Source organism: Bacillus paramobilis (genome assembly GCF_038096195.1).
In the GTDB taxonomy this organism is placed as follows: Bacteria; Bacillota; Bacilli; order Bacillales; family Bacillaceae_G; genus Bacillus_A; species Bacillus_A mobilis.
This window is the reverse complement of record NZ_CP151108.1, coordinates 4067027-4083639: the sequence shown is the minus strand read 5'-3', so window position 1 is coordinate 4083639 and position 16613 is coordinate 4067027. Positions and strand designations below refer to the sequence as shown.

At 35.8% G+C, this 16613-nt stretch carries 17 protein-coding genes; 10 read left to right on the top strand and 7 right to left on the bottom strand.

Going from position 1 to position 16613, the window contains the following annotated elements; translation table 11 throughout:
- Positions 1 to 234: 234 nt before the first annotated feature.
- On the top strand, positions 235 to 1881 hold the full coding sequence (locus AABL52_RS20910) for a peptide ABC transporter substrate-binding protein (protein ID WP_341518322.1): 1647 nt from the start codon (positions 235 to 237) through the stop codon (positions 1879 to 1881).
- A 28-nt stretch (positions 1882 to 1909) separates the two neighbouring features.
- Here AABL52_RS20910 and AABL52_RS20905 read toward each other — a convergent pair whose 3' ends face one another.
- Positions 1910 to 2113, bottom strand: a complete 204-nt coding sequence (locus tag AABL52_RS20905; RefSeq protein ID WP_000559978.1) for a hypothetical protein — start codon at positions 2111 to 2113, stop codon at positions 1910 to 1912.
- Positions 2114 to 2705: 592 nt separating this feature from the next.
- Between AABL52_RS20905 and spx the strand changes: the two genes are divergently transcribed.
- Positions 2706 to 3101, top strand: a complete 396-nt coding sequence (gene spx, locus AABL52_RS20900) for a transcriptional regulator Spx (protein ID WP_000258267.1) — start codon at positions 2706 to 2708, stop codon at positions 3099 to 3101.
- A gap of 49 nt (positions 3102 to 3150) precedes the next feature.
- Here spx and AABL52_RS20895 read toward each other — a convergent pair whose 3' ends face one another.
- Positions 3151 to 3825 (bottom strand): TerC family protein, encoded by a 675-nt coding sequence (locus tag AABL52_RS20895; RefSeq protein WP_341518321.1) that lies wholly within the window; start codon positions 3823 to 3825, stop codon positions 3151 to 3153.
- Positions 3826 to 4165: 340 nt separating this feature from the next.
- On the opposite strand from AABL52_RS20895, the gene mecA reads away from it, so the two are divergent.
- The 4 genes from mecA to pepF all read left to right on the top strand — a co-directional run bounded on the left by mecA (position 4166) and on the right by pepF (position 9668).
- Complete coding sequence (mecA, locus tag AABL52_RS20890) at positions 4166 to 4849, top strand: adaptor protein MecA (protein WP_000350718.1); 684 nt, start codon at positions 4166 to 4168, stop codon at positions 4847 to 4849.
- Between the two features lie 72 nt (positions 4850 to 4921).
- Entirely contained in the window at positions 4922 to 6466 is a 1545-nt protein-coding gene (locus tag AABL52_RS20885; protein WP_000799208.1) for a cardiolipin synthase, read from the top strand.
- Positions 6467 to 6546: 80 nt separating this feature from the next.
- Positions 6547 to 7791: a competence protein CoiA gene (locus AABL52_RS20880; protein WP_097845340.1), complete on the top strand. Its 1245-nt coding sequence runs from the start codon at positions 6547 to 6549 to the stop codon at positions 7789 to 7791.
- 50 nt (positions 7792 to 7841) lie between these two features.
- The gene (pepF, locus tag AABL52_RS20875) at positions 7842 to 9668 is read left to right on the top strand and encodes an oligoendopeptidase F (protein WP_061678734.1); all 1827 of its coding nucleotides are present in this window, start codon (positions 7842 to 7844) and stop codon (positions 9666 to 9668) included.
- Positions 9669 to 9794: 126 nt separating this feature from the next.
- Here pepF and AABL52_RS20870 read toward each other — a convergent pair whose 3' ends face one another.
- The 4 genes from AABL52_RS20870 to AABL52_RS20855 all read right to left on the bottom strand — a co-directional run bounded on the left by AABL52_RS20870 (position 9795) and on the right by AABL52_RS20855 (position 12248).
- The gene (locus tag AABL52_RS20870) at positions 9795 to 9968 is read right to left on the bottom strand and encodes a hypothetical protein (RefSeq protein ID WP_341518320.1); all 174 of its coding nucleotides are present in this window, start codon (positions 9966 to 9968) and stop codon (positions 9795 to 9797) included.
- 229 nt (positions 9969 to 10197) lie between these two features.
- A complete protein-coding gene (locus tag AABL52_RS20865; protein WP_000360655.1) occupies positions 10198 to 11091 on the bottom strand; it encodes a ClpXP adapter SpxH family protein in 894 nt (297 codons plus the stop codon).
- Positions 11091 to 11489, bottom strand: coding sequence for a hypothetical protein (locus AABL52_RS20860; protein ID WP_000043382.1), 399 nt, complete (start codon positions 11487 to 11489; stop codon positions 11091 to 11093). The genes AABL52_RS20865 and AABL52_RS20860 overlap by 1 nt, the downstream gene beginning before the upstream one ends.
- Positions 11490 to 11669: 180 nt before the next feature.
- Entirely contained in the window at positions 11670 to 12248 is a 579-nt protein-coding gene (locus tag AABL52_RS20855; protein ID WP_341518319.1) for a CYTH domain-containing protein, read from the bottom strand.
- Positions 12249 to 12394: 146 nt separating this feature from the next.
- Here AABL52_RS20855 and AABL52_RS20850 point away from each other — a divergent pair, with 146 nt between their 5' ends.
- Genes AABL52_RS20850 through AABL52_RS20835 form a run of 4 tightly spaced genes read left to right on the top strand, consistent with a single transcriptional unit; the run spans position 12395 to position 15160 of the window.
- Positions 12395 to 12766, top strand: coding sequence for a hypothetical protein (locus AABL52_RS20850; protein WP_001179996.1), 372 nt, complete (start codon positions 12395 to 12397; stop codon positions 12764 to 12766).
- Between the two features lie 30 nt (positions 12767 to 12796).
- Positions 12797 to 13435, top strand: a complete 639-nt coding sequence (locus AABL52_RS20845) for a GTP pyrophosphokinase (RefSeq protein WP_001081480.1) — start codon at positions 12797 to 12799, stop codon at positions 13433 to 13435.
- A gap of 18 nt (positions 13436 to 13453) precedes the next feature.
- A complete protein-coding gene (locus tag AABL52_RS20840; protein WP_000673186.1) occupies positions 13454 to 14251 on the top strand; it encodes an NAD kinase in 798 nt (265 codons plus the stop codon).
- A 15-nt stretch (positions 14252 to 14266) separates the two neighbouring features.
- A complete protein-coding gene (locus tag AABL52_RS20835; protein WP_341518318.1) occupies positions 14267 to 15160 on the top strand; it encodes an RluA family pseudouridine synthase in 894 nt (297 codons plus the stop codon).
- Between the two features lie 48 nt (positions 15161 to 15208).
- Here the strand turns inward: AABL52_RS20835 and AABL52_RS20830 are convergent, their stop codons facing one another.
- Entirely contained in the window at positions 15209 to 16597 is a 1389-nt protein-coding gene (locus tag AABL52_RS20830) for a peptidase G2 autoproteolytic cleavage domain-containing protein (RefSeq protein WP_340421015.1), read from the bottom strand.
- Between the last annotated feature and the right edge of the window lie 16 nt (positions 16598 to 16613).

Here is a 16613-nt window from a genome sequence, read left to right as displayed (position 1 = left end):
TTTTCTCTGATAATTTAGAAAAATATAAAAATATTTATTTTTAACACTTTAGTAAGGATAATCAGCAATATAAAACGTTTACAAAGGTATATTTTTTAACAGAAAATTTTAATAAAATAGAAATATAAATATACAAAAAATATATTCGTGTGTATAATATGAATTATTAGAACATATATATATTTCTATTTGTTTGAAAATGAAAGGGCTAACATTTTTGTGGAGGGTGGAAGTATGAAAAAAAAGATGCCAGTTTTTGTAGTATCAACAGTAGCGATGAGCATGATGTTAGGGGCATGTAGCTACCAAAAAGATGAACCGCAAGCGAACGCAAAAGGGGATAGCGGGAAAAGCGGTGCGAAGCAAGTTATTAACTTAATTGAAACACAAGAGATTCCAACGATGGATCCAGCGTTATCCGCTGAGGCAGTTTCTTCAAGAGTAATGACTAATACGATGGAAGGCTTATACAGTTTAGGGAAAGATGATAAGCTAGTTCCTGGTGTAGCGAAGGAATTCCAAAAGTCAGAAGACGGTAAAAAATATACATTTAAATTACGTGAAGACGCAAAATGGTCAAATGGTGAGCCTGTGACGGCGAAGGATTTTGTATACGCATGGCAAAGAGCGATTAACCCAGATACAGCTGCGAAATCAGCGTACATTATGTATGATATAAAAAATGCAGAGAAAATTAATAAAAAAGAGATGAGTCCAGATCAATTAGGCGTGAAAGCGATTGATGATCATACATTAGAAGTGGAATTAGACAATTCAATTCCATACCTTGTAGATTTAATGGTATATCCAATCTTCTATCCTGTGAATGAAAAGTTTGTGAAAGAGCAAGGTACGAAGTTTGGTTTGGAAGCGAATACAACACTTTATAACGGACCATTTACATTAAGTGATTGGCAACATGAACGTAGCTTTAAAATGACAAAGAGCGCGTCATATTGGGACAATAAAGAAGTGAAGATTGAGGAAGTAAACTTTAATATTGTAAAAGATACGTCTACGCCAATTAATTTATATGAAACAAACGCAGTCGATCGAGCGACGTTATTAGCAGAGTTCATCGATAAATATAAAGGAAAACCAGATTTTCAAACAGTAGAAGATACATCTGTATTCTTCCTTCGTTTAAATCAAAAAGACCCAGCTTTAGCAAATAAAAATATTCGTAAAGCAATTTCACTTGCTTTTGAACGTAAGCCGTTCGTTGATACATTATTAAATAACGGTTCTAAGCCAGCAACAGGATTAATTCCTGATAACTTCATTAAAGGGCCAGATAAGAAAGACTTCCGTGCTGTAAATGGAGATATTGTAAAACCAAATGTGAAAGAAGCGAAGAAATATTGGGAAGCTGGTAAAAAAGAGCTTGGTAAAAATGAAATCGAATTAGAGTTATTAAATGAAGATGTTGAATTATCGAAGAAAACAGGTGAATATTTAAAAGGTGAATTAGAAAAGAATTTACCAGGTTTAACAGTGAAAATTAAACAACAGCCATTCGCGCAAAAACTAAAACTAGAAGATGCGGGCGATTATGTGATGTCATTCTCTGGATGGAGTGCAGACTTCCCAGATCCAGTTACATACCTTGATATGTTTGTGACGGACGGATCGCAAAATAAAATGAAATACTCTAATCCGAAATACGATGAAATTATCATGAAAGCGAAGAAAGATGGAAGCGATGTAAATGCACGTTGGAAAAACTTACTAGAAGCAGAGAAAATGTTACTTGATGACGCTGCGATTGTTCCAGTATATCAACGCGGTAGAGCATATATACAAAGAGAATCAATTAAAAATATGTACAACCATAAATATGGCGGCGATTTAAGCTTTAAATGGGCGTCAGTAGAGAAATAAGAAAAAAGCAGGTGATTGCCTGCTTTTTTTAATACGTACGTTTCTTATAAATACCTTTCCCACCAACTTGATTCCAGCCGGATTGCACATCCAAACTTTTATTAACAAACTTCATCTTTTCTTTTCCGCCAAAGAGTTTTTCACCAATGCTATTTGTAATGACACCAATCAATGCTGTTATTCCGATGATGAGGGCAGCAACCGTGACAAAATCAATAAAAAAAGCAATCATTTGCAAATTCCCCCTTTGCCTGTCTGTATGTTTATTGTATGAGATAAAAGGTAAAAAAGAAAGAAATGTCAGAAAAATTATTGATTTATTTTAGAAATCGTATAGACATGAAGGAGAATGTTTGTTAAAATAAGAACAAATGTTCCTTTTAGTTCTCACTTGTATAGTCTTACATTTCTTAATTGATTTATCAAGAAAAGGTAAGAAAACGTTCTCTTTTTTATAGGAAAGATTCTGGAAAAATAACTATATATCATATGAATAATCTATGAAAAGCAAGTGTTAAGAGGGTTGGAGGTATTGTTAAAGTACAGATAAAGCGAGTGTGATTATGTTACATAGCAGTGGAATACACGGAAGAGTTTTCTCAATTAGAAGGAAATTAACTGTATATTTCTTGCAAAATCTATTGTATAATGATTATAGAAGTTACTTATTAAAAGTAATTGTTGTTTGCTAAAAGTTGTTGCTTACATGAAATGCGATTTTTGCACTTTGTTTTAAGACAAGGTATCGCAAAAAATTGCTGAATTTAGAAATTTAAACTGTAATTAGTACAGAATTTGTACTCTTTAAGGAGAGTGAGCTTTGTATGGTAACATTATATAGTTCTCCAAGCTGTACGTCTTGTAGAAAGGCGAAATTATGGCTAGAGGAAAATCATATTCCTTATACAGAACGTAATATTTTCTCAGATCCATTAACGATTGAGGAAATTAAAGAGATTTTACGTATGACAGAAAGCGGAACGGATGAGATTATTTCTACTCGTTCGAAAGTTTTCCAAGAATTAAATGTAAACTTAGAGTCTTTACCACTTCAAGATTTATATAAGATGATTCGTGACTATCCAGGGATTTTACGTCGTCCAATTATGATTGACGAGAAACGCCTTCAAGTAGGTTACAATGAAGACGAAATCCGCCGTTTCTTACCACGTACAGTAAGAACGTTCCAATTACGTGAAGCACAGCGTCTTGTAAATTAATTATAATAATATGAAAACCTTCTACTTATTATATAGTAGAAGGTTTTTTTTAATGTTTCACATTTCGTAATCGAACTTGTTGCACGATAATGCCGATGCATAAAATGGTGAAAATAAATAAGTAAGGAATGCTTGCGGTGAAACTTGGGTTGTTATGAAAAAAGGTTGCAAGTCGGTCTTCATGTGTGACCATTTTTCCGGCTGTATAGGCGAGAATCGCTGCCCCGCAATAAATGAGGAATGGAAAGCGTTCCATAAGTATTAAAATAAGTTTGCTGCCCCAAATAATAATCGGGATAGAAATGAGTAAGCCAATTATTACGAGTGAAAATCTTCCATGAGCTGCACCTGCAATGGCAATAACGTTGTCAAACCCCATAACGAGATCCGCGAATACAATTGTACGCACAGCTTGAAATAAAGTTGTTTTCCCCTGAATAGCAGATAGATCGTTGCTATTATCAGTTAGTAAATTTACTGCAATTAATGTAAGTAAAACGCCTCCGATAAGTTGCAGAAATGGAATGTCGAGTAAATAGACAGCTAGTATAGTAAGGATAATTCTTAGTACGACTGCTAAAAGAGTACCAATCAAAATGGCTTTATTTCGTTTCGATTCAGGTAAATTTCGACTAGCTAGTGCGATAACGATTGCATTGTCACCACCTAATACAACATCGATACCGACAATCATTAGTACAGATGTTAAAAACTCTAAGTCCATTCGTCTGCCTCCATTTATGATGTTTTAATAAGCGAACTATATGTATGTGGTGAAGAGAGATTAAATCATTTTCTCTAATAAAAGTTTCACTTTATTACAGTGTACGGGGGAAGGTGGAAATGTATGTCCAAATTTTTTGTGAGTAAGAAATCGCTATAATGATATATTTGTGTAGATGAGCGAATAAAGATAGGCATATAACTATTTTTGTAAAATAAATCGATTTTATTTCCATTCTGGAGAATCTTATCATAAAATGAGAGTACAAGAATCTATTGATTTGTCATATGAGTGGGGAATCCCTTCATAACAATTCTAAGCAGGAAGGGAGAGTTGTATTTTGGATATTGAAAGAATTAATGACCATACGATGAAATTTTTTATTACGTACATTGACATAGAGGACAGAGGATTTAATCGTGAAGAAATTTGGTACGACCGCGAACGAAGTGAAGAGCTCTTTTGGGAGATGATGGACGAAGCTCGTGATCATGATGATTTCTTTATTGATGGACCGTTATGGATTCAAGTGCAAGCAGTCGATAAAGGGATTGAAGTACTTGTAACGAAAGCAGAGCTTTCAAAGGATGGACAAAAGTTAGAACTACCAATAGGTGTAGATAAAATTATAGACATTCCTCTAGATGAAGGCATTGAATCATTATTCCAGCAAGAATTAGTGGAAGAGGTAGAGGAACAAACAGGAACAAACTTTAACGAAGATGGTACGTTTGGCTTTTTAATTAAGTTTAATGATTTTGAAGATGTCATTTCATTAAGCCACCGTCTTATCTTTGAAGATATAAAAGATGAGCTGTATTCATTTGAGAACCGCTATTATGTATATGTGGAATTCGATGAAGTGCTACATGATGAAGAAGAAATTGATCGTATTTTAAGTATTGTTTTAGAGTACGGAGAAGAATCAACTTTAACAATTCATCGTGTAAGTGAGTATGGGAAACAAATTGTGAAAGAGCATGCGCTTGAAACAATTCGCAATAATTTTCCTGCTAAAACGTAGGCCGATTTCTGTAGTATGAAATCGGCTTTTTATATGAAGAATAGGAAAGCTTTCTTAGTAAGGAGGTAAGAGATGAAAAATACGTTAAAGTTGATTTTCTTTGTTTTACTATTGTTCGCATTATTTGTTTCGTTACGTATGTTTATTGATGTAGCATTTTATTCGGATGTAATTGGGATAAAAGATGTGTCGATCCTAGGTATTATTAGTATTTTATTTACAGTATCTGCATTTTTAATTGGCTGTGTTATTTTCTTAGAGAACCGTCATCCGTCAAAAACACTTACATGGCTTATTGTGTTAGGTATTTTTCCGGTGTTTGGATTCTTCGCTTATTTATTATTCGGACAGAACTTTCGGAGGAAGAGAATGTTCCAAAAGAAGGCGTTGCTCGATGAACAAGCGTTTTTACAATATAAGGGACATGAAGATTATGAAGAACGGATTTTGCGCAATCATAAGCATCAAGAGCTGTTATTTCGTTTAGCGGATCGCTTAGGCGCTTTAAATATTTCATTTCAAACTGAAACGAGAACATTAACAAATGGAGATGAAACGTTTCAGGCCATTTTAGATGGATTAAAACGAGCGAAACATCACATTCATATGGAATATTACATTGTGCGTGATGATAAGCTTGGAACAGAAATTAAAGATATTTTAATACAAAAATCAAAAGAAGGCGTAGTTGTTCGTTTTTTATATGATGCGGTTGGAAGTTTTAGATTATCGAATTCGTATATTGAAGAATTAAACGACGCAGGTGTTGAAATGATTCCGTTTTTCCCTGTACGCTTTCCGATTTTAAACGATAAGATTAATTATCGAAACCACCGAAAAATCGTTATTATCGATGGGAATGAAGGATTTGTAGGTGGATTAAATATTGGTGATGAATATTTAGGGAAGGATAAGTACTTCGGTTTTTGGCGAGACACGCATTTATATTTGCGTGGTGAAGCTGTTCAAAGCTTGCAACTTATTTTCCTTCAAGATTGGTTTTATATGACTGGTGAGGCTGTGCTAGCTCCTGAATATTTACAAGCGAAAGCAGTTGAGGGAGATCATTGGGGAGGCGTGCAGCTCGTTGCAGGTGGACCGGATAATAAATGGGAAACAATTAAACATTTATATTTTGCCATGATTTCTTCTGCACGGAAATCCATTTGGATTGCCACGCCGTATTTCATTCCAGACGATGATATTTTATCCGCATTAAAGGTAGCTGCACTTGCTGGTATTGATGTTCGTTTATTAATGCCGAGTAAGCCCGATAAGCGCACCGTCTTTTACGCATCGAGATCGTACTTCCCAGAGCTTTTAGATGCAGGGGTAAAGATATATGAATACGAAAAAGGTTTTCTTCATAGTAAAGTTGTCATTGTCGATTCCGATTTAGCTTCAATTGGAACCGCTAATATGGATATGAGAAGTTTTCATTTGAACTTTGAAGTAAATGCCTTTTTATATGATACAGACAGCATTCGAAAACTCGTTCAAGATTTTAAAGAGGATATAGAAGAATCAAGTGAAATTCATGTGGATCGTTTTCATAAAAGGCGTCTTCATAGACGAATTGTTGAATCGACGTATCGATTATTATCACCTTTATTATAAAAAGAGATGTCCGAAATTGGGACATCTCTTTTTTAAAAGGAATTTGTAATAAATTGTAGAATATAAGGAGCTGAAAGGGTGTGATTCTGATGTTTATCGCTAAAAGAGAAAACGGAGAAAAAATTCATCTACTCTATCATCATGATGAAGAGCTTTTACATCGTATGCGTAAAATAGAAAGCTTCTTTTGCATAGCTTGCGGGAAAGAAGTGCAAATGAAATTAGGGAAACAAAAGAGTTGGCATTTTGCTCATAAAAAAATGGACGCATGTCTTGCCTTTTATGAAGCAGAATCTATGTATCATAGGCACGGTAAAGAATTGTTATATAGATGGTTCAAACGTCAAAACTTCCCTGTATATATAGAGCATTATCTTCCAGAGATTCAGCAACGACCAGATATTTTTATAGAGAGAGCAGGGAGAACAATCGCGATTGAATACCAATGCGCTAATCTCTCTATAGAGCAGCTGTACAAACGAACCTATACGTATTGGCGAGCTGGTATACAGGTCATTTGGATCATTGGTGGAAATCAATTGAAAAAGCAATCAGCATATTGGATGAAATTCTCCTCACTTATGGCTTTCTCCTTACAATCTTATCCTCAGCCATTTCTAATTTTTTTCTGTCCGAAACAAAAATCATTTCTGAAATGCGCGTTTATCACTTCATTTTCTACAAGCATCTCTTTCTCACATATTATATATTTACCAACTGAAACAACTACTTTTGAAATGCTCTTTTCTCCCGTCTTTTTCCGAAAAGAAACATTAGGTGAGGAATGGAAAAAGCGAAAGAGCTACTTTCGGCAAAATGCTTTACCAATTTGGAATTACAATCATAAGTCACTATTACGCCTCTTATATCAATGTAAATGTACCCCAGCAAATTTTCCTTCTGAAATCGGCGTACCACTCCCGTCCTCATTTGCTTTTCAAACAAATCCATTTATATGGCAAGCTTTTCTATATATGAAGTGTATAGGTGAGCTTGCGGTAGGGGATTGTATTTCCCTTCAATATGTATGTAGTTATGTGAAAACGTATACGAAAAGGCGCATGCTTCCGTACTTTTCACGGCATATATGGAAATTAGCAGTTGCTGAATATATGACATTTTTATGTTATGCAGGTGTATTGCAGAACGTAGGGACTTATAAGTACCAGAAAAAAAGAGAGCTAGTTATGTTAAAAACAGAGGAGGAAGTTATAAAATATGATGAAATTTGCTTAGCGTATGCCTTATCTTTATTTGAGGCAAAGTACAACATGAGAGAAGGAAAAGGGGATATAATAAAGACTGATCGTGAAGGAATTACATAAGAAAAATCGAATTGTATGTAAGTAGAGATATTTAAAGGAGGGCTTAAAGGATGTCTGAACAAAACACAGCAAAAACATTACCAGATCGCAAAGAAATTGAAGAATCAAGTACGTGGCGATTAGAAGATATTTTCCAAACAGATGCAGAATGGGAAAAAGAATTCCAAGCCATTAAAGAGCTATTACCGAAGTTAACTGAATTTAAAGGGAAACTTGGTGACTCTGCGAACAATTTACTTGAAGCATTACAATATGAAGATGAAATTTCAATGCGATTAGGTAAGCTATATACATATGCACATATGCGTTACGATCAAGATACAACAAACTCTGTGTATCAAGCGTTAAATGACCGCGCGACAAATTTATATTCACAAGTATCTAGTAGCACAGCATATATTGTGCCTGAAATTTTATCGATTTCAGAAGATACATTGCAAACATTCTTGAAAGAAAATAGAGACTTAAGTGTATATGAACATGCATTAGAAGAAATTACGCGTCAACGCCCGCACGTATTATCTGAAGCGGAAGAGGCTCTATTAGCAGAAGCATCTGAAGTAATGAGTGCATCAAGTAATACATTTGGTATGTTGAATAATGCGGATTTGAAATTCCCATCTATTAAAGGTGAGGATGGAGAAGAAGTAGAAATTACACATGGTCGTTACATTCAGTTTTTAGAAAGCGATGATCGTCGTGTGCGCGAAGATGCATTCAAAGCTGTATATGAAACATACGGAAAATATAAGAATACATTTGCAAGTACGTTAAGCGGAGCTGTGAAACGTAATAATTTCAATGCACGTGTTCGTAAATACGATTCTGCACGTCAAGCGGCATTAAGTAATAATAATATTCCTGAAGCTGTGTATGATCAACTTGTTGAATCTGTAAATGATAATTTACACTTGCTACATCGTTACATTGATATTCGTAAGCGTGCACTAGGGCTTGATGAGCTTCATATGTATGATTTATATACACCACTTGTACCAGAAGTGAAAATGAACGTGAAGTATGAAGAAGCACAAGACATGTTGTTAAAATCTTTAAACGTACTTGGTGATGAGTATGTTGACATTTTAAAAGAAGCATATGAAAATCGCTGGGTAGATGTGTATGAGAATAAAGGGAAGCGAAGCGGAGCATATTCATCTGGTGCATATGGAACAAATCCGTATATTTTAATGAACTGGCATGATAATGTAAATAACTTATATACACTTGCTCATGAGTTCGGTCATTCTGTGCATAGTTACTACACAAGAAAAACGCAGCCGCACGTATATGGTGATTATTCAATCTTCGTTGCAGAAGTAGCATCAACTTGTAATGAAGCGCTTCTAAACGATTATTTATTAAAAACGACAGAAGATAAGAAAGAGCGTCTATACTTATTAAATCATTATTTAGAAGGATTCCGTGGTACTGTATTCCGTCAAACGATGTTCGCGGAGTTTGAGCATATTATTCATAAGAAAGTACAAGAGGGACATGCGGTTACGCCAGACATGTTAACAGAGATTTACTATGATTTAAATAAGAAATATTTCGGTGATTCTTTAGTAATCGATGAAGAAATTGGTTTAGAGTGGTCTCGTATTCCGCACTTCTACTACAACTATTACGTATATCAATACGCAACAGGATTTAGTGCAGCAACAGCTCTATCTAAACAAATTTTAGAAGAGGGGCAACCAGCAGTAGAACGTTACATTAATGAGTTCTTAAAAGCAGGAAGCTCAGATTATCCAATTGAAGTGCTGAAAAAAGCTGGAGTAGATATGGCATCTCCAGAGCCGGTAAAAGAAGCATTGCAAGTATTTGAAGAGAAATTAAATGAATTAGAAGCATTATTATTTGAAGAGAAGTAATAGTAAAGACGAGGAATTTACCTCGTCTTTTTTGTTTTAAATATTTTTGTCGATTTTTGTCGGAAAAATAAAGTGAATTTCCTTGTTTTTTCTAAATTAGAAGGCAATTTTGCGATTTTTTTGTAATTAGAACCCTTTAAATCGTTTTTTATGGTTGAAATAAGAGAGAGCGATGACGATGACTCCAAATAAAAGAGGGAAGGCAATAATTTTAGGAAAAGCTTGTAGTAGAGAGAGGATGTACAAGAAAAAAGAAACGGTGACAGCTAGAATGATAAGTAAAATATACGTTTTTTTCATACAGAACACCTCCAAAATAGCTTTTTTATAGCTTATTCAGAAATGAAAACGTTTAGAATGTGACAAAAGTGTGAAATTCGACAAAAGGGGTTGTCATCTGACGTCGAATCTTGTAATATAATAAGCGTGAACGAATTCACATACAAACATATACCCCTTTGTTTGAACGTGAAAATTTCTCCCATCCCCTTTAATATTTTTATAAGCCGTAAAGAAGAAGACCTGGTGTTTACACCAGGTCTTTTTCTTTTGCTATCCATTTCCAATAACGCTCACATTTTACGTCAATCATTTGTACTTTTCGTTTCAGTTGTAATTTTTTCAGTTCGCGCTCGATTTCTTGTTGCGAGCAGTCATATATAAATGCTACTTCTTTTGAAGATATAAATTGCGTTGCTTCTAATAACACTTCTAAAGGTGGTAATGGTTCTGGCTCAATTTCACATTTTACAAGTTCTTTCAATAATTGTACGTATACGTCGTAGGAATAAGTTCCAGCGATTTTAATACCTTCTTCATCTGAATTCGCATGAAAAAATACGAGAGAAGGTATTTCTGTAATATGCATCTCATTTGTGAATTTTAAGTCACATTGGAAAGCTTTTTTTGCGCTAGTGGAATGTAGGTCTTTTTTAAATTCTTCTACATCAATACCGCTATCTCTTGCACATGCAAGTAATAATTCGCAGTCAGGGTTTGATACATTTTCAAGGAAAATGTATTCTTGGAGTTTTCGTAAAAATTTCGAACCTGCTTTTCGGCCCTGCAACTCCGCTGCCTTAATTGCCATCGAAACTAAATATGGTGTTGACGATGCCTCTTGCATATGTACCTTTCCATCACATGAAAAACCTTGTAAACTTGTTGTCTTTTCCCACACAAATCGAATATTAGCAGGTTTATTCCATTTGTGTGAGGAAGCGTTCGTTCCGTCCACTTTTCCTGTTACGATATGACGAATAGAGAAGTATTTCCCATATTCAAGCCATAGTTTAATAATAAAGGGCTCAATTTCCCAGCAATCTTTACAAAGTGGATCAATAAATAAATATGCTTCTACAGACTTATGCTCACATGCGGAAGGAGATGGCATATTTATATGCTTTGCTTCCTGCTTATCCATTACACTTCACCTGTTTCGTTTGGAGTATTAACCATATGCTGAGCAGTTAATGCTAAACGTTCAAAAACGAACTCTCTTATATGACCGTGCACTCCTGTGTCATCCATTGCTTGCTCCATACATGATAGCCAAGCCTCTGCTCGTTTTGGAGTAATCTCAAACGGAAGATGGCGTGCTCTTAACATAGGATGACCATGTTCTTCAGTGTACAAATTGGGACCACCTAAATATTGCGTTAAAAATTGTTTCTGCTTCCTAGCGGTTTCTGTTAAATCATCCGGGAAGATGGGAGAGAGGTCAGGGTGTTTACTGACATAGGAATAAAATGTATCTACTAATATTGCAATGCATTGTTCACCGCCAATTGCTTCAAATGGTGTCATCGGTTGCTTGCTCATCCTTTATAAACTCCTTTTTCCATGAAATGTATATCTATTGTAGCAATGGAATGTTCCAGAGGGCAAATAAATAGCCTTCATAACGTTCTTTGCTTATTCTACAGATGTAAAAGAATCTTTTACTGTTAAAAAGTGAGACATATCCACTAGTAGAACGTATTCACTAGTGGAATTTTCACTTTAGCGTGCTTTGTTTTGTTTGGCAAGGAAAAAGCGTTTTACTTTATTATCTGTATGACGGATTGGTATGTCGTGCTGCTTTAATAAATGAATAAATGCAGCTTTGCCTGTTTCTTCATCTTGCACTTCAAATTCAATTTCATAATCATCGTGATTGTAATAGAAACTATGATCAAAGACAAGTGTTCCGCCTTCAAATAGCGTTTCGGCTCTTTCAGTTGTTAAACTACCCATATAAGTTAAAGCGGAAACAGGAATTTGTAATTTGTGTAGTTGATCCATTACAGCCCCTGGAATGATTACGTTTGTTTCCATCATCATTCTTGCTTCGTCTTCTGTTACGACTTGATGCGTTTCCAGCAAGCCGACTTCTGCAGGTTGTTTTAATGTTAATGTATAAGTTTCTCCTTTATGACGAATACGAAGTGCAGAGCCAGCTTCTTTTAATGAGAAGCCTGGTGTTTCAAAGTAGTGATTCACCTGTTTCGTAAATACCTCAATAGAGAATGATTTACATAATGTATCGAATTCTGCTTCTGTAACAATATTTTTAAATTCAATTTCAATTTCTTGTGTCATTGTATGCGCGCTCCTTTTAAAAAATAATTCTTTACACATTATCGCTTTTTCATAAATTTGGTTCAATGTTTTATTTGTTTGCGTCCATGTTATGATACAATAATACTGTTAAGTAAGACAGGAAGTTGAGATGGAGGAGTTAGAGCATGCAAAATAAAATTCAAGTTAAGAGCGTAGAAAAGAGAGAGAATGCGCTTATTTTTTGTGCGGAAAATAATGAAATAGAGGTAAAGGAGTTAAGTGCGCGTAATCACGTACTTGTAGACTCAGACAATTTATCATTTTTATATATTTTAGAAAACGAATCATCTTTCATTTATGTAAGTATTCCGCACACATGTTGGGAAGCAATGCATGAAGCGATGAATAACGATATAGTAATGTTCGTTCGTGTGAATGACGTTGAAATGGAATTAGAAAATTTAAAAGAAGAAGTAGAATATTTAGTTGAAAATATTGAAGGTAATGCAAATTACGGAGAAGAACTAGTAACTGCTGTAGAAAAAGTATTTCTATAAGCAAATGGATTGATTTTGGTGGTGGTTGAAATGAATCGAAATTGGGAAGAATTTTTAGCACCTTACCATCAAGCGGTGGCAGAGCTGAAAGTGAAACTAAAAGGAATGCGTACTCAATTTGCAATGTTAACAGAGCATTCTCCAATTGAGTTTGTAACAGGAAGGGTAAAGTCGGTTGCAAGTATTATTGATAAAGCGGAGAAGAGAAATGTACCGCTAGATCGGCTAAGAGAAGATATGCAAGACATCGCGGGCCTTCGAATGATGTGTCAATTTGTTGATGAAATTAAGCCTGTTGTAGAATATCTTCGAAAACGAAATGACTTTGAAATCGTGGAAGAACGTGATTATGTCACGCAAAAGAAAGATAGCGGTTATCGTTCTTATCACGTTGTCATTAGTTACCCCGTTCAAACGATTCAGGGAGAAAAAAAAGTATTGGTAGAAATCCAAATACGCACGTTAGCAATGAATTTTTGGGCAACAATTGAGCATTCTTTAAATTATAAATATAGTGGACGTTTTCCTGAAGATATTAAAATACGCTTGCAACGCGCAGCGGAAGCGGCGTTTTTATTAGATGAAGAAATGTCTTCTATTCGTCTTGAGATTCAAGAAGCGCAGAAAGCTTTTTCAAGAAAACAAGAAACGAAAGATTCCGAATCATAAACTAAAGGGTGTTGGGCGATGAAATTTACAATTATGTCAAAGGGAGATCAATCATCAGATACATTGGCAGGCACGATGAAAGAGTACTTGCTAGATTTTGGATTTATAATGGATGAAAAGGAACCCGATATTGTAATTTCTGTTGGGGGAGATGGAACACTTTTATATGCGTTTCATCGTTATTATAATCGATTGGATGAAACAGCATTTGTTGGTGTACATACAGGGCATTTAGGTTTCTATGCAGATTGGTTACCAACAGAAGTAGAGAAATTAGTAATTGCAATTGCTAAAACACCATTCCAAGTGGTGGAATATCCGCTTTTAGAAGTGATTATTCGCTATGTGAATGGGAGTAAAGAGTCACAGTATTTGGCGATGAATGAAGCAACTGTTAAAAGTGCGGAAGGTACATTAGTAACAGAAGTGGAAATACGCGGAGAGTACTTTGAAACGTTCCGCGGGGATGGCCTTTGTATTTCTACTCCTTCTGGAAGTACTGCGTATAATAAGGCGCTTGGCGGAGCGATTATTCACCCTTCTATTGAAGCGATTCAAATTGCAGAAATGGCATCTATTAATAACCGTGTGTTTCGTACTGTAGGCTCGCCGCTCGTACTGCCGAAGCATCATACATGTGTGTTGAAGCCGGCTGCAGGAATGAACTTACAAATTACGGTGGACCATTTAACGATGGTGCATCAAGATGTGAAATCAATCCAGTATCGCGTTGCAAACGAGAAAGTACGATTTGTTCGTTTCCGTCCATTCCCGTTCTGGAAACGAGTTCGTGACTCGTTTGTTGCAGATAAATAGAAAGGGTTTATATATTTGAACAGATTTACATTGAAATGGGATATAGAATCACCTGAAGAGGGAACTTTAGTTAGAGAATTTTTAAAAATAAAAGGGATTTCTAAAGCCGCATTAACGGATATAAAATTTCACGGCGGAGCTATTCAAGTAAATAATCAACATGCGAGCGTTCGTCATCAGTTGCAAGCTGGTGATGAATTACGTGTCTTTTTTCCAGTGGAGGAAAGAAGTGAAGGGATGATTGCGGAAGATATCCCTTTATGTATTGTATATGAAGATGATGCGGTTCTTGTCATAAACAAAGAGGCGAACATGTCAACGATTCCGTCTAGAGAACATCCGGCAGGGAGTGTTGCGAATGCGCTCTTATCTCATTATGATAAGCAGCATCTTGCAAGTACAGTGCACATCGTAACAAGGTTAGATCGTGATACTTCGGGGCTTATGCTTATTGCAAAAAATCGTTTTGTGCATCATCTTTTATCGAAACAGCATCAACAAAAAGCTGTGAAAAGAACATATGAAGCAATCGTTCATGGTGAGATGATCGAACGAGAAGGAACAATTGACGCACCGATTGGAAGAAAACCGGATAGCATTATCGAGCGAATAGTGTGTGAAGATGGGCAAAGAGCAGTTACTCATTTTAGAGTGATGGATAGCGCTAATCATAAGACGCATGTATCACTGGAGCTTGAGACAGGAAGAACGCATCAAATTCGTGTACATATGGCTCATATAGGACATCCGTTACTTGGCGATACTTTATATGGTGGGAAAAGGGATGAAATGAAACGACAAGCACTTCACAGTACATCATTGACGTTTTATCATCCTGTTTTAGAGAAGGAAATGTCTTTCACTACAACGATTCCAAGCGATATGCAAGAGGTAGTAAGGCATACTTAAAAAGGGAACAAAATTCTTATGTAATGAAGAATTTTGTTCCCTTTTTTCTTAGCGGAATAATATTAAAATTTGGTTTTCACCTGTGCGCTTTATAACGAAAAATCCACTTTCGGATTTTGTAGCAATGCCATCGTTATTTGGACGACAATATCCATGCGGTTCGCAAGTGCCGTCATCGCGTACGAACATTTGTCCAATTAATCCGACAGGAAGCCACTCGGTACGATCTTTTCTTGCTATATATTTGCAAGCTGGATCCCATTCTGTATTTAAAAGAGGTTGTATGTCTTGTGATTCTGTACATACATATTGACGTTTTCCAAAGCTATCTGTTTTATAGCGTTTCTGCCAACTTAAAGCACCACTATTTCCTATAAGGGCGGGGGTTGCACTAGATATTCCTAAAATGAATGAATCGTTTGAAGTAGCGACCCGAATTTTTTCTTCGCTACTAAATGTAACGAAATAACCTACATCAATAAGATTATTGTCTGCTGTTTCAAACATTTGTGCAAAATCAGTTCCACTTGCATTGTAAGAAGCGCCATCAATATACATTTCCCCATTATGAGCAAGCCACTTTGCACCGATATGATGATCAGTTTCATTTGTGCCATTTGCAATAAACCAAGAATAAGATTCTTCTGCTGTGCCGAAGCGCCCCATAATATGGCTACCTGCAAAATGAGCTGTTGATGTATGATTACCTTCCGCATGAGAAGAGAATCCGTTAGCGATAGTCGCAGTTCCTTCTGCATGTGCTGCTTCGCCTAAAGCGATTGTATGTTTACCTTCCGCATGAGAATAAGATCCGCCTGCTGTCGTTTCACTTCCTTCACTATGGGAACTATGTCCAGTTGCTTTCGTTTTTGATCCTTCTGCATGAGAGAAAGAAGCTTTTGCGTGTGTAAGAAGCCCTTCTGCATGTGAAGCTGTACCTTCTGCATGAGAGTGAAGCCCCTCTGCATATGCATACCGCCCACCTTTTTTTACTTTTGTATTTTCAGGGGTAGGGGTTTGAATTATGATTGTTTTTTCCGTTTGTATATCATTGGATGGTGCTAATGCTTCTTTTATTTTCTTCACTTGATTGATAATAGCAGCTGGAATTTCTGCTTCCGCTTTTTTATTTATTGCTACAGGTATATTTTCTTCTATATTTTTCTCTGTTTGCTCAGAGGGCACGATCTGTTCATTATGAGTAGAGAGAGGTTTATTTTTTTGCTGCATCTTTGTTTTTCTATTATCAATTATGCGGCTCATTACAGCATTTTCTAAAGAGACATATTTTGGTCTGGCTTTGTTTTTTGGGGATGCCTCTTGTCCTTTCAGTTCTTCTAAAGCTGCAGCTCGGATGCTACACCAGTTGTTAATTCCGTACATGGGCAGATAAAAAGGCGGGCATTTTCTTTTTTGTTTAGAAGATTTTTTCTTCATTCTGTCACCTCCTGCG

Excerpts from the sequence above, each read along its gene's own strand:
- AABL52_RS20910 (WP_341518322.1), top strand. The coding sequence starts at position 235 with ATGAAAAAAAAGATGCCAGTTTTTGTAGTATCAACAGTAGCGATGAGC.
- AABL52_RS20905 (WP_000559978.1), bottom strand. The coding sequence starts at position 2,113 with ATGATTGCTTTTTTTATTGATTTTGTCACGGTTGCTGCCCTCATCATC.
- spx (WP_000258267.1), top strand. The coding sequence starts at position 2,706 with ATGGTAACATTATATAGTTCTCCAAGCTGTACGTCTTGTAGAAAGGCG.
- AABL52_RS20895 (WP_341518321.1), bottom strand. The coding sequence starts at position 3,825 with ATGGACTTAGAGTTTTTAACATCTGTACTAATGATTGTCGGTATCGAT.
- AABL52_RS20885 (WP_000799208.1), top strand. The coding sequence starts at position 4,922 with ATGAAAAATACGTTAAAGTTGATTTTCTTTGTTTTACTATTGTTCGCA.
- pepF (WP_061678734.1), top strand. The coding sequence starts at position 7,842 with ATGTCTGAACAAAACACAGCAAAAACATTACCAGATCGCAAAGAAATT.
- AABL52_RS20870 (WP_341518320.1), bottom strand. The coding sequence starts at position 9,968 with ATGAAAAAAACGTATATTTTACTTATCATTCTAGCTGTCACCGTTTCT.
- AABL52_RS20865 (WP_000360655.1), bottom strand. The coding sequence starts at position 11,091 with ATGGATAAGCAGGAAGCAAAGCATATAAATATGCCATCTCCTTCCGCA.
- AABL52_RS20860 (WP_000043382.1), bottom strand. The coding sequence starts at position 11,489 with ATGAGCAAGCAACCGATGACACCATTTGAAGCAATTGGCGGTGAACAA.
- AABL52_RS20855 (WP_341518319.1), bottom strand. The coding sequence starts at position 12,248 with ATGACACAAGAAATTGAAATTGAATTTAAAAATATTGTTACAGAAGCA.
- AABL52_RS20850 (WP_001179996.1), top strand. The coding sequence starts at position 12,395 with ATGCAAAATAAAATTCAAGTTAAGAGCGTAGAAAAGAGAGAGAATGCG.
- AABL52_RS20845 (WP_001081480.1), top strand. The coding sequence starts at position 12,797 with ATGAATCGAAATTGGGAAGAATTTTTAGCACCTTACCATCAAGCGGTG.
- AABL52_RS20840 (WP_000673186.1), top strand. The coding sequence starts at position 13,454 with ATGAAATTTACAATTATGTCAAAGGGAGATCAATCATCAGATACATTG.
- AABL52_RS20830 (WP_340421015.1), bottom strand. The coding sequence starts at position 16,597 with ATGAAGAAAAAATCTTCTAAACAAAAAAGAAAATGCCCGCCTTTTTAT.